Source organism: Paenibacillus sp. 2003 (genome assembly GCF_031455635.1).
Classification (GTDB): domain Bacteria; phylum Bacillota; class Bacilli; order Paenibacillales; family Paenibacillaceae; genus Paenibacillus; species Paenibacillus amylolyticus_B.
In genome coordinates, this window is sequence record NZ_JAVDTB010000001.1 from 1,921,673 (window position 1) to 1,935,126 (window position 13,454).

The 13,454-nt window shown below is 41.3% G+C and carries 10 protein-coding genes; 8 read left to right on the top strand and 2 right to left on the bottom strand.

Features of this window, described 5'->3' with window-relative positions; all coding sequences use genetic code 11:
• Positions 1 to 13 precede the first annotated feature (13 nt).
• From J2X75_RS08445 to J2X75_RS08455, 3 genes are all read left to right on the top strand, one after another.
• Positions 14 to 1,318 carry a sensor histidine kinase gene (locus J2X75_RS08445; protein WP_310335716.1) on the top strand — a complete coding sequence of 435 codons (1,305 nt, stop codon included), beginning with the start codon at positions 14 to 16 and terminating at the stop codon, positions 1,316 to 1,318.
• A gap of 125 nt (positions 1,319 to 1,443) precedes the next feature.
• Positions 1,444 to 2,148: a hypothetical protein gene (locus J2X75_RS08450; protein WP_310335718.1), complete on the top strand. Its 705-nt coding sequence runs from the start codon at positions 1,444 to 1,446 to the stop codon at positions 2,146 to 2,148.
• A 522-nt stretch (positions 2,149 to 2,670) separates the two neighbouring features.
• Positions 2,671 to 3,099: a nuclear transport factor 2 family protein gene (locus J2X75_RS08455; RefSeq protein WP_310335719.1), complete on the top strand. Its 429-nt coding sequence runs from the start codon at positions 2,671 to 2,673 to the stop codon at positions 3,097 to 3,099.
• A gap of 286 nt (positions 3,100 to 3,385) precedes the next feature.
• Here J2X75_RS08455 and J2X75_RS08460 read toward each other — a convergent pair whose 3' ends face one another.
• Positions 3,386 to 3,955 (bottom strand): TetR/AcrR family transcriptional regulator, encoded by a 570-nt coding sequence (locus tag J2X75_RS08460; protein WP_310335721.1) that lies wholly within the window; start codon positions 3,953 to 3,955, stop codon positions 3,386 to 3,388.
• 165 nt (positions 3,956 to 4,120) lie between these two features.
• Here J2X75_RS08460 and J2X75_RS08465 point away from each other — a divergent pair, with 165 nt between their 5' ends.
• The 3 genes from J2X75_RS08465 to J2X75_RS08475 all read left to right on the top strand — a co-directional run bounded on the left by J2X75_RS08465 (position 4,121) and on the right by J2X75_RS08475 (position 8,674).
• A complete protein-coding gene (locus J2X75_RS08465; protein ID WP_310336703.1) occupies positions 4,121 to 5,632 on the top strand; it encodes an FAD-dependent oxidoreductase in 1,512 nt (503 codons plus the stop codon).
• A gap of 306 nt (positions 5,633 to 5,938) precedes the next feature.
• The gene (locus J2X75_RS08470; RefSeq protein ID WP_192131429.1) at positions 5,939 to 7,363 is read left to right on the top strand and encodes a glycoside hydrolase family 1 protein; all 1,425 of its coding nucleotides are present in this window, start codon (positions 5,939 to 5,941) and stop codon (positions 7,361 to 7,363) included.
• A gap of 132 nt (positions 7,364 to 7,495) precedes the next feature.
• Positions 7,496 to 8,674: an MFS transporter gene (locus J2X75_RS08475; RefSeq protein WP_310335724.1), complete on the top strand. Its 1,179-nt coding sequence runs from the start codon at positions 7,496 to 7,498 to the stop codon at positions 8,672 to 8,674.
• Between the two features lie 92 nt (positions 8,675 to 8,766).
• On the opposite strand, the gene J2X75_RS08480 is transcribed toward J2X75_RS08475, so the two are convergent.
• Positions 8,767 to 9,519 carry a MurR/RpiR family transcriptional regulator gene (locus J2X75_RS08480; protein WP_310335726.1) on the bottom strand — a complete coding sequence of 251 codons (753 nt, stop codon included), beginning with the start codon at positions 9,517 to 9,519 and terminating at the stop codon, positions 8,767 to 8,769.
• A 267-nt stretch (positions 9,520 to 9,786) separates the two neighbouring features.
• On the opposite strand from J2X75_RS08480, the gene J2X75_RS08485 reads away from it, so the two are divergent.
• Together J2X75_RS08485 and J2X75_RS08490 are read left to right on the top strand one after the other, a co-directional pair.
• Positions 9,787 to 11,649, top strand: a complete 1,863-nt coding sequence (locus tag J2X75_RS08485) for a beta-glucoside-specific PTS transporter subunit IIABC (RefSeq protein ID WP_310335727.1) — start codon at positions 9,787 to 9,789, stop codon at positions 11,647 to 11,649.
• Between the two features lie 408 nt (positions 11,650 to 12,057).
• On the top strand, positions 12,058 to 13,221 hold the full coding sequence (locus tag J2X75_RS08490; RefSeq protein ID WP_310336705.1) for an MFS transporter: 1,164 nt from the start codon (positions 12,058 to 12,060) through the stop codon (positions 13,219 to 13,221).
• The last annotated feature ends 233 nt before the right edge of the window (positions 13,222 to 13,454 follow it).

Below are 13,454 nucleotides of genomic sequence, written 5' to 3' on the forward strand. Positions count from 1 at the left end.
CATTGAGAAACAGATGATGGAGAAGGCAGATCTGTCGGAGTTGTCCTTCCGTGAGGTGTTGGCACAGCATAGGTCATCGTCAGGAGAGCCCCAGACGAATGAAATTGTCAGACTTGCTCTGGAGAAGTTGAAAGCTTCAGGCAAGGAAGTACGTATCTATGACAGCTCCAAGCAGTTGCTCGGCTTGGCTGTGGATGGCATCATCATTAATGATGGCAAACCGCTTATTTTTGACAAAAATATTGAGAAAGCACTGAGCGGCAGTTATGCCTACACCGTCACGGAAGATCATCTGCTTTATTTTGCGACGCCCATTCAGGATCAATTCTACGAAAACGCTTATGTGTATGAGTTCGTGGAGGATATTTCCTACTTTTATGCGATCATGGATCAAATTCGTTATATCCTGTTTGCAGGTGCAGGCGGATTTATTGTGCTGATTACGTTATCCAGTCTGTGGATTGCGCGCAATACAACCAAGCCGATTAAGATACTACTTGGCGCTGCGCAAAGTTTCTCCAGACAGGAGTTTCGGAGAGTTCATCTAAAACGGAAGGATGAGCTGGGCATGCTGGCAGATGGGCTGGATTCCATGGGGCGGCAGCTTCATGATTACATTCAGTACCAGAAACAATTTGTCTCCAACGTATCTCACGAGTTAAAAACACCCTTGGCAGCCATTCGTGGTTTCTCTCAATACTTGGTTGAAGGGGAGACCGAGAACAAGGAGCTGCAAAAAATCTATGCTCATCTGTTGCAGGAATCGGATCGGCTCACCCGCTTGATTAATGAACTGTTATTACTATCCCGATTTGATAAGGCGGGTTCTAATGATTTGGAAGTCGAGAAGACGGAAATGAACGAACTGATTCAGCAAGTTGTCATGAATATGGGAGCCAAGGCCAAGGATAAAGGGATAGAGATCAGAGTTAGTCAGGCGGAGGAAGAACCGGATGATGAGGGTGCGACAAGAGTGCACGCCAATGTGAATCCAATGCTGATGTCCCATGCGATCGCCAATCTTGTGGACAATGCCATCAAATATTCAGCTAGTCCATCGCTGATCGAATTGAGGTTGGAACATACTCCAAACGAAGTAGTTATACGGATATGTGATCAAGGCATAGGCATCGCGGGCGATGAGCTGGAGCGAGTGCAGGAACGCTTTTACCGGGCGAAAAATGCAAGTACAGCAAATGGTTCAGGTCTTGGACTTTCCATATGCAAAGAGATCGTAGAGCGGTTTAATGGATATATCGACATCGAAAGTCAACTGGGAAAAGGAACGACCGTTACAATTGTTTTGCCTCGTGCATAGACATGCATCTAAAACCCAAGCCTAAATCTTAACGTTACAAGATTGGTACATTTCTGTTATAAGACTAACAAATGTTTTATTTATAATCACTTCATAAGAACAAATCACACATTTATGGAGGGATCATGATGAAATTAACTAAGAAAGCTGCAAGTTTTATCGTACTAAGTGCTTTACTAACGGTGGCATTAACGGGCTGTCAATCCAGTGAAGCTACATCGCCAGCAACCGGACAGAACACTGCAAATGAACAGAACACAGGCGAAGGTGCAACAAATGCTACTGCGCCTGCTTCCGGAAGTTCTGAAGAAAAGGGTACTGAAGCTATTAAAGAAGGTTCGATGGAGAAGGAAGGCAATGTGGTGCTGAAGGAGCTTGCTTTTGTCTATAATGAGAACACCATTGCGATTTCGGATACAGCGAATGAAGATCAGATGGAACAGATGCTGGGCAAACCGGATAACCTGAAATCTCATACGTACAGTGCTGACGATGGAACAAATATGGATAACTTAATTGGTTTTACGGAAAAAGTGTACACGTATCCTGGTCTGGAGATTAAAACAATCAGTATACCAAAGGGGAAACAAGACTCCATCTTTCATATCGAAATCACAGATCCTAAGTACGCGACAGTGCGAAACATTAAAGCAGGAGATAGCCTGGATACACTCAAAAATGCCTACCCTGAGGGGAAACTGCTTGGTGATGGAGCCCCCGATGAGGAGGATGACTTCCGTTACGAGCCATCCAATTATGTGGATGTGATGTCGTTTCATATCAAGGATGCCAAGGTAGAGAGCATTCAGATCTTCAGCCTTCTGGACTAATATTTAGTGATCGATGTTGGCAAGCCATTCATTCGATTCACCTTTAACACCTGTATAAAATGAAAGTTAACCCTCTTACATCCTGAAAAGGAGCATTGAGGGTTAACTTCATTTTAGGACTTTTAAATGAAGCGCTGCTTGGACAAATGCAACCCATGATAAGCGAGTTTGCAAACTGAAACTTTGTTACGTTTCGTCCGCGATGAGCGGCTAAATCCGGCTGTAGCCTCTGCGACCAATCATGTCTGGCTACAAGCTTCCCGTCCGTTTTCTGCACAAGATCAACCTCGAACAAACGGTACCCTCGATTGACCTCTCTCCGAACCTGTAGGGAATTCTTAGAGTTCTCATAAGATAGATACTAGCATTTTCAACCTCTTTTTATTGTTCGAAAATTTTCGAATTATGTATTGCAGCTATGTGGGAAGTGTGATATATTTCTTTTCAGGCCAAACAGTTCGAAAATATTCGAACTGAAACTGTACTGCATAAGACAGTATAGACAATATAGGAGGTAATAACATGTCCAATACAGCAACCGCTGGCAATACTACCAACTCTCTGAACACCGATGCAAACATCACGATGTTAAATAATTATTTTCGCTTGTTTGATGCATCTCGCACTGACGACCGGGCTATGAAGGATTTGTTATCCCTGTTCACGCAGAATGCTGAAATTGTTTCAAACGGTAGCAGTCGTACAGGATTCGAGGTGGTTATTAAGACTTTTTATGAATACAATAAAGACATTAAACATATGTGGGATGCATGGGTTCTTCAGCCCGACGGCAGTTATCGAACTAACTGGGCAGTATGCGGGCAAGCAGTAGATGGCACGGTGTATGCGAAGGCGGGTATAGATATTATGCGTGTGAACGAGTCAGGGCAGATTGTGTATCTGAAGAACGTGCAGACGACTGAAGATGCTTACAATGAATATAACTCGTAAGATGAATATAGGTGGTTGTTACTTCATAGGCCTCTGGTAAGAACCATTGCTGATTTGCTACATAGTAACCCATTTTTTTGATCAGTAGGCATAATTTTATCGACTTATACTTTAGATTCACAGCATCTGTGGCCTTCAACCGAACTATCCTAAAACCAAAGAAACCGATGGGACTTTACATAAGTAAAATGCCCATCGGTTTTTATTTTATCTCAACTCTTATTCTGTTGAAAATAGGTCAGGCTGGATAACTTGGCTATGTGCGTAGCGTAGAGTGAGCTTCATGTTAGTCTAACATGATTTTCTCGTTAACCATTTGATAGTAATACTCATCCATCTGTTCCGCCGTAACATCTTCTTCAAGATGATATATCCACCACGTCACAAGTAAACTAATGACCCCTGAATGATATTCCGCTAAAAGTTCTATGGGAGGTGAAAATGGTTTCCCTCTTCTTTTTAGTTCCAGAAAATCTCTTCTGGATATATCTCCAATATAGTTTTTGAAAAAGTCAGTAAATCCCTTGTCATTCTTCTGGTTTTGAACAATTGGCTCCAGTAAATTCTCCAACATGAATCTAGATAGGCTTTGCAAGGGCTGCCGAAGCCGATCTTCTATACTCATTTGTAAATAATCCTGAAGAACCCACGTGAGGGTAGCGGATAACAGCGCAAATTTATCCGCAAAATGTTTGTAAAACGTTGTACGGTGAACCATCGCTTTGTCACATATCTCATTAATCGTGATATTGCTGAATAGTTTGCCTTGCTCAGATAACAGATCTCTAAAGGCCGTAATTAACAATTTATGAGTCCGGGCAACTCTTAAATCAAGCTTTTTTTCATTGATTTTCATCTACACCACTTCCATATCGTAGTTTAACTATATACCATCCCTATATTGATTCTTACTATAAAAGAAATTTTGATTATATATTGGTATTATAAGTAATATTTTGATTTCTCAACAAGTGTAGATTAAAATCTAATTTCTAGAAAGGATGAATCTTCGGTGTCCGACATGAAAAAAGCTGTGGTGATCGGAGCAGGGATTGCTGGATTAATTACTGCAAGAATGTTAGCTGATTATTATGAGGAACTATGTGTGATTGAAAGGGATGAATTCCCTTCGGAGCCAAATAACCGACAGGGTGTACCTCAATCTTTTCATCCACACCGCGTACAACCACGCGGCGCGCTGATTATGGAACATTACTTCCCAGGATACAATGACGAATTGATAGCATTGGGAGCGATCTCTTCACACGATGAGAAGCTTATAGTTACTAATCGATACGGTACATTAGTTAACAAGGAGGATCCTTCTTCATTTAAAATTGCATCGTGCAGCAGAGCTTTGCTGGAATGGGTGCTGCGCAAACGAATCCAAAATATCCCTCATATAAGCTTCTTAACAAGTATGGAAGTTACTGGACTCATCGTATCTGAAGACCAGCATGCTGTTACAGGCATTTATACCAAAGAAAGAAGCGGTGAAAAAAGGGAAGACCAACTTGCAGCGGATATGGTTATTGATGCTTCAGGACGTTCTTCCAAATTGATTAGGTGGCTTGATAAATTAGGGTTGAATGTGCCAGAACCAGAAGTGCTAAAGGTATCTCTTGGTTATAGCACCCGTTATTACAACATTAAATCCTCCATTCCGAACGAATGGGTGATGTCTGATTCAGATCCTGAGCAAGGTATTCGTGCAGGCATATTTACGCGCATTGAGGATGATATCGCTGGACTCATTCTTTTCAATGCTGGAGGAGATGAGTATCCGTCCACTCAGCCCGAAGAGTTTCAAGATCAAATCAAGCATCTATTTGCTTCAGATAAAATTGTGAAGTTAATGGAGCAGTTGGAGCCATTGCAAGGGCCTAGGGGGTACCGTATTTCCGAGTCTGTTCGTCAGCATTTTGAACTCATGGAAGATTGGCCCTCTGGTTTACTCGTCCTTGGTGATGCATTTTGTAGCTTTGATCCTATTCATGGACAAGGTATCACCGTTGCTGCGATCGAAGCTGAGACTATAGGAAAGTCTTTGGAAGCACAGCGCTTGCATCCCGATCCGCAGTTTGAACGGAACATATTGCTTCGTATGCAGCAGGCCATCGATCCGGCTTGGTGGCTTAGTTCCGTGGCTGACCTGCGTTGGAGAGGGGTAGAACATGGTGGGCCTTATGAACTGAAAGGAGTGGATTTTGCTCAGAAATATATCAACTTATTTACGAAGCAAGCGATGAAAAAAGCGGATCAGGAAAAAGATAACCATCTCTTTTTTATGCAATTCCTAATGAATGCTTTGATCCTTCCTCCAAGTGAATATTTCAAAGCGGATGTCCTGGACATGATTCTAAACGACAATGGTTCAGAAGAAGAAATTGAATTAAGAGCAGCGCTTCGTGTCCAGGATTCGGATTTGTTCCAGCAAAAATTAGATGAGATCATTCCATTATTCCAACCGGAATATGATGAAGAGATTAAGAAACTGCTGGAAACACTTGAGCCTGCCTCTTTTAATGGATAACTTATCATGATGAAGTCGTCATTTTGACGGCTTTTTTATTTTGTGTCTATTATGATGGCGTGTTAGAAGTACAGTTACCCTTGAGCTAACATGCAACAATCCCCTAAAAAAAATGAAACACTACGTTACTTTTATGTTACAAATGTGAATCTCTGATACCTTGTACTAAATACGAAATAACATGTATTTTATGCATTAATCTATGTAACATAAGTTGTGAAAACAAATACATGATAAAAAACCGATAAAGTGAGATTCATTTATATCCAGATCCGCTCAAGGTTTAAAAGAAAGGTGGCTTACCAAATGAGTCAAACATTTCAATTTCCGAATGGTTTTTTGTGGGGAGGTTCCGTCTCTGCAAACCAAATTGAAGGTGCATATCAAGAAGACGGAAAAGGACTTTCCATTCAGGATATCATGCCAAACGGCATTCAGACACCTCCGACGATTGAACCAACAGAGGATAATATGAAGTTATTTGCGATTGACTTCTATCACCGATATAAAGAAGATATTAAACTCCTTGCAGAAATGGGTTTCAAAGTTTTTCGTACGTCTATAGCTTGGTCCAGAATCTTCCCGAAAGGGGATGAACTTGAGCCAAACGAAAAAGGTCTCCAATTTTACGACAACCTCTTTGACGAGTGCCGGAAATACGGGATTGAACCTCTAGTTACGATCTCTCATTATGAGACTCCTCTACATCTCGTTAGGGAATACGATGGCTGGGCGAATCGAAAAATGGTCGATTTCTATGAACGATATGTGCGAACCATTTTTGAGAGATACAAAAGCAAAGTGAAGTATTGGCTCACATTTAACGAGATTAATTCGATTCTTGAACACCCGTTTGCAAGTGGCGGGATTAACACGCATAAGGATCAACTTAGCAAACAGGCCCTGTACCAAGCGGTTCACCACGAGTTTGTTGCAAGTGCAATGGCGGTTAAAATTGGGCATGAAATTAACCCGGATTTCAAAATTGGTTGTATGGTCATTGCTATGCCGATTTACCCATTGACTCCTGACCCTAATGATATGATCAAAGTGATGGAAGCGGATCATAAGAACACAGGTTTTACGGATGTTCACGTGCGTGGTTATTACCCAGGTTACATGAAACGTTATTTGAAAGATAACGGGATTACCATTCATTTCGAGCCTGGCGACGAAGAAATTTTAAAAAACACCGTTGACTTTATTTCCTTTAGCTATTATCAAAGTAGTTGCGAAACGGCTGATCCTGCCAAGCAAATTAAAGGAGAAGGAAACCTGATTGGTGGTGTTCCTAATCCGCTCTTGACTGCGAGTGATTGGGGCTGGCAGATCGACCCCAAAGGCTTAAGGTACATCATGAATGCAATGTATGATCGTTATCAGAAGCCATTGTTCATCGTTGAAAATGGATTAGGAGCCGTAGATGAACTGATCACTGACGAAAATGGTAATAAAACCGTTATTGATGATTATCGCATTAAATATTTGAAGGAGCACTTGCTTCAAGTCGCTGAAGCCATTCAAGATGGTGTTGAATTAATGGGATATGCATCATGGGGTTGTATTGATTTGGTTAGTGCAACAACTGCAGAAATGAAAAAACGGTACGGATTTATCTATGTGGATCGTCATGATGATGGTTCAGGAACATTGGAACGCTATCGTAAGAAGTCCTTCCACTGGTATAAAGATGTCATTCAGAGCAACGGGAGCAGCTTGTTTCGTGAGTAGCAGGTGCTAATGTTGGAACATTGTTGATTACAGATCAGCTTACAGGCCTACAAAAAAAAACTAAGAAAGGGCCGCCAGTCAGCGGCTCTTTCTTAGTCTAATAATTGATATTGAACGATTAGGGAGTAGAAGATGAGAAAAAAAACATTTTTAATTATTGCTTTATTTGTTGCTACACTGAATTTGCGCCCGGCTATTAATTCCATATCTCCGCTGCTAGATACGATTCGGGAGGATCTGGGGATGAGCGCTGCACTAGCCAGTTTGCTAACTTCAATACCTGTACTATGTATGGGCGTATTTTCACCTTTTGCCGTCAAAGCAAGTGGGAGATGGGGAATAGAACGAATCATTGGATATTCCCTGATTGTGGTCGGAATCGGAATAGCTACTCGGCTATTTACACAGTCTACGTCCGTTTTACTTTTATCAGCATTGATCGTAGGTATCGGGATCGCTTCGATCGGCCCGTTAACTTCAGGTTTTATTAAAAAGTATTTTCCCGATCATGTTCCATCTATGATTGCACTCTATAGTATTGCAATCACTGTAGGGGCTGCGGTCAGTTCAATGGTATCGATTCCCTTAAAGACATACTTCAATTCTTGGCAGATAGCAGTAGGAGGGTGGGCAGTCATTGCCTTTGTAGCAGCGATCATTTGGTGGATCATGGTGAAGCCTCGATCTGAATCTGCTAATGCTAATGTGAGTGACATAAAAGAACGTCCGCAAATTAAACTTCCCTGGGGAAATAGAAGCGCATGGACGCTTACGCTTTCATTTGGATTAATGGCTATGTTGTTTTATTCTTTTACAGCGTGGCTCCCGTTAATGATTCAGGAAATGGGGTATAGCAAATCCTATGCAACGCTTTGTCTAACCATATTTGTTGTCATCCAAATCCCGATTAGCTTTGTCCTTCCTGTATTATTGAAGAACTTTCCTTCAAGAAGAGTATGGATGGTTGGTGAATCTCTGTTCATGATTGTCGGGTTGATTTTATTGATGATGAATTTCATACCGATGGTTTCCGTTGTACTCTTTGGAGTTGGAGCAGGGGGCTTGTTCACCTTAAACCTGATGTTACCGATTGATTCTACAACCAATGTGAACGATGCAACTTCCTGGTCAGCGATGCAGCAATCTGCCGGGTATGTTATTGGAGCGCTGGGTCCAATATTGCTAGGCTGGATTCATGATGCTTCCAATAGTTTCACACCTGCTATGATTGGAATGATTGTGATCATCATTCTAATGATTATGACACAAATTGCAGCAACACGAAGGAAAAAAGTAATGGAAAGCGTCTAACGTACTCATCCCATCGAGAGCCATAGTGACTTAAAAGAGAGCCCAAAAGGCTCTCTTTCTGGTCTTTATTTATAGAGAGATCGAGTTCTTTCTCATAGCTCCAATTCTGTATTTACCATTTCTTTGAAAACCTCTCGTCCCAGCCATTCCAACAGGAAAGTAACAGGAACCTGAGTGGTGATGTTCGTGGATTCGTAATACTCTTCTTTTACATAATAAGGGATACTCACATCTGATATTTTAGCCATGGTGGATTGGCGATCGTTCGTTATCGCCACAATTTTATTTTTCTCCTGCTTGATCCGTTGGAGATAAGGTAGCACAAACGGGTTTTCACCTCGCGTAGATAATGCAATCGTAACACTGTCTTTTTGAATTCTGGTATGGATGGGGTAATGAGGATCTTTTATGTACACGGAACAGATCCCTAGATTTGAGAAAAATCGGGCTCCATACTCTCCTATTATTCCGGAGCTCCCGATACCAATAAAAATAACGCTACTGGCATTAGCAATTAACTTTGCTGCCGTCTGAATTTTCTCCTCCAATTCAGGAGCTTGAGAACGTTCAAAAAACTCATACACTGCATGATGTGGACTTTTCAACTCCTGCTTCGTTAGTTTATCTTGTTGGGAAACGAGCATCTTAAGTTTTACTTTAAATTCGGAAAATCCCTCACATTGATTCTTTCTGCAAAATCGCAGAATGCTGGCTGTAGATACATGAGTTTCATCGGCCAGTTCTCTGATACGCATGTACGCCACTTTTTCCATGTTCTGAGAAATATAGTTATATAAAGATAGTTCCAATTCGTTATAAGATGAGATTTGCTCACTGGTGAACATGGATATGCACTCCCTTAGACCATAATAAAAATAATAGGTAACCTGCTTAGGCAGTATACATTACCTATGCTCAAAAAACAACGTGTTACATTTTTGTAACAAAAATCATCTCGTGTCAAAGGAAACTAAACACTTAAATCATATATATTTTCTTTTCTGTTCTGAGTAACATGACGTTATAACATATGTTTCGCACTTCCATTATAACTGGCTAGACGCGTCCATGGTCAGAGAATACCTTATTATACGTCGAAGGAGCCTTACAACATGGATAAACAACAATTGTCCAAAGATATTCTCAAACTGGTTGGTGGGGAAGAGAATATCGATCAAGTTACACACTGCATGACTCGACTCAGATTCAATCTAAACGATAACAATCAAGCAGACAGAACAACGTTAAAAAACACACCTGGCGTCATGGGTGTAACGGAAAACGGTGGACAGTTTCAGGTGATTATTGGCAATGAAGTTTCCGAAGTGTTCAAAGCACTAGTGACCAATATGAGCATGAAGCCTAACGCAGAGAGTGCTCTAAAAGGTGGAAAGAAACAAAGGAATCCGATCAGCGCATTATTTGACTTCATCTCGGGCATGTTCACGCCAATCCTGCCAGCAATTGCTGGCGCAGGTATGATCAAAGGGATCGTGTCCATTCTGGTGGCTCTTGGTTGGATGACGAATACAAGCTCAACCCATATCATTTTATCCGCCGTTGGCGATGGTGCATTCTACTTCCTGCCTATTCTTCTGGCCGTTAGTGCTGCGAAGAAAATGGGTAGCAATGTTTATGTGGGAGCTGCATTAGCGGCTGGTCTTATGCACCCAACCATTACAGCCTTGTTTCAAGAGGGTAATACATCGTTTGCAGGCATTACAGTTATTGCTACATCCTATGCATCATCGGTTATTCCCATCGTCATTGCAATCTGGATCTCTGCTTACGTGGAGAGAGCTATAGACCATATTACGCATGCTTCACTCAAAATGATTGTTGTACCCACTGTAACGTTACTTATTATGGTACCACTAACCTTGATCGCGATCGGGCCACTGGGTGGCATTATTGGAAACGGTTTATCTGGGGGTATCAGATGGTTATTTGATAACGCATCCATTTTTGCAAGTATTTTAATTGGTGGCACCATGTCTGTACTGATTATTACTGGCATGCATTATGCACTGTTGCCGCTTGCAGTTGGTTCGATTGCAACACTTGGTTACGATTTTATCGTTCCGTTAATGTTCGCAGCTAATATGGCCCAGGGTGGTGCCGCATTTGGTGTGGGCTTCAAGTCTAAAAATACCCAAACCAAATCACTTTCATATTCTACAGGACTGACCGCTCTTATGGGAATTACGGAGCCAGCCATGTACGGAATTAACATGAAATTCAAAAAACCATTTATTGCAGCGCTCATTGGGGGCGCAGTCGCTGGAGCGTTTCTAGGAGCCTTTTCGGTTAAAGCCTATTTCATTAGCACTGTAGGTCTTCCGGGAGCTGCCTCATATGTCGGTCCAGACATTAGCAACCTGCTCTATGCACTAATTGCTGCTTTGATTGCATTCGTTGTCGCTAGCGTCATTACTTATATTCTGGGCTTCCAGGAAGAGGTACCTGCACCATCAGCAGCGTCTGCAACTATATCTGTAGTAACTGAAGACACTAAATTACAGGATGAACAAATATTCAGCCCTATCAGTGGGGAAGTTAAGCCACTTAGCCTGGTTCCAGACCCTGCTTTTTCAGAAGAAATGATGGGTAAAGGATTTGCCATTCAACCTTCAGAAGGACGTGCAGTTTCCCCAGTTAACGGCACAATATTCTCTGTTTCTAAGAGTGGTCACGCTATTGGTCTCGTAAGTGATCTTGGCGCAGAGATGCTCATTCACATTGGGATTGATACGGTAAAGTTGAAAGGCCAATTTTTCTCGCCAAAGGTACAGGCTGGAGCAAAAGTATCCGTAGGCGACCTATTGATGGAATTTGACCGTGAAGAGATTGAAAAAGCGGGTTACAACATGATTACGCCGGTCATTATTACGAACATGTATCAATATACCGATGTGGAATCAGCTGGTCGTTCCAATATTCTTGAAAAAGAATGGATGTATACAGTCAAAGTTTAATCTGGTTATACCCATAGCGACAGTGTTCCAAAGCATCTTTGGAATACTGTCGTTTTTGTCTTGATGTTGCATAGCAAAACCAAAAAAACTCCTTCTACATAATATTAAGCTGATACAAAACACTGCGTAACATTTGAGTAACAAATGTGATCTCATGTTAATTCAAACTAAAAGGCTGAAAGGTATATATTTATTTGAATAATAAAAGTAACATAAGTTATGCAAATGAGAATCTCTTATGGATTTAACACTGAAAGGTGGAACACAAATGAATCTAACCATTCGCTTAGGGGCTGTTTTTCTGTGGGAAAGTCTCTAGCTACTAATTCAATAGTATCTGGTTGAGAATATTTAATACATCTATTTTTCTAGAAATACAGAAATAAGAAGGTGCAATTGTTGAAAAATATGTGGAAAATATATTTATTAGCTGTAATTAGTTTTCTTAATGGATCATCAGAATATGTTATTGCCGGAATCCTGGACAAAGTAGCTGAATCTAGCAACATTTCAGTTTCTTCTGCTGGACAGCTTATTACTGTGTTCTCTATAGCTTTTGGTGCAGGGACTCCTTTCTTAATTGCTTTTACATCTAAATTAGACCGAAAAAAGCTCTTAGTTTATGCATTAACGGTATTCTCTGTTGTTAACATTTTAATTGCAACGATCACAGGATATGAGATGCTTATCGTAGCTAGAATTATTTCAGCACTTAGTGCCGGTGTTATTCAGGTTACGCTCCTTACTCTTGCTGCAGCTTTGGCTGCTCCAGGCAAACAAGGCAGTTCAATTGCTACTGTTATCATGGGAAATAGTACGGCATTAGTTATCGGTGTACCTATAGGCAGGGTTGTAGCTTCCCATTATGATTGGAACATCATCTTTATTGGTCTTGGAGTAGCCGGACTTATTCTCTTATGCCTAGCGCTGCTGATCATACCTAAAGTCGTTGCTGAAAAAGCGGTTCCTTTGCGTGATCAGTTTACATTCATTATGCAACCCCGTATTGCAGCAGCGTTACTGATTACGTTCGTGTGGTTAGGTTCATATTCCATTTTATTTACGTACATTTCGCCGTATCTCCTAGATATATTTAGCATGAGTGATCAAGGTGTAACGGTAGCCCTGTTTATATTTGGTATTGCCAGTGCTATTGGTTCCAAAATAGGAGGACTCAGTACAGATACATGTGGTACATTCCGTACCCTAGCTGGGGGAATGATACTCCATGCCATTGTATTACTGTTGTTCCCGTTTATAGGCCAATCCATATTTCTTCTATATATATTACTTATTTTCTGGGCACTAGCAGCCTGGTCCTCAGGTACGCCGATCCAATTTCAGCTTATAAGTCTCGCTCCTGCCGCTTCTGGCATTGTACTGAGTCTGCATAGCGCGATTGGACAAGTTGGAATGGCTGCCGGAGCTGGTGTCGGGGGTATTGCTGTCAACCACAACTTGTTGAACTATATTCCATGGATCGGTGCGCTTGCCCTTGTGATTGGCATCGTAACAACGCTGCTTGATAACTCTCTATCTAAAAGAAAACAAACGAAACAATCTTTGCAATAAATAATCACTTGTATTATCTTTCTTTGATACATGCCGGTTAACGATATACAAAACCTCTATAACAATAAGAAAGCAGCTGACCCAAGTGATCAGCTGCTTTCTTATTGTTATAGTTCATAACTCATTAACCTTAAAGGGTAATAAAGTCTGAACTATCCTACATTTTCCAGTTGATGACTTGGTCAGTTTCCAACCCGAGACAATCGATAGTTACACCACAAATGTCGCGGGAC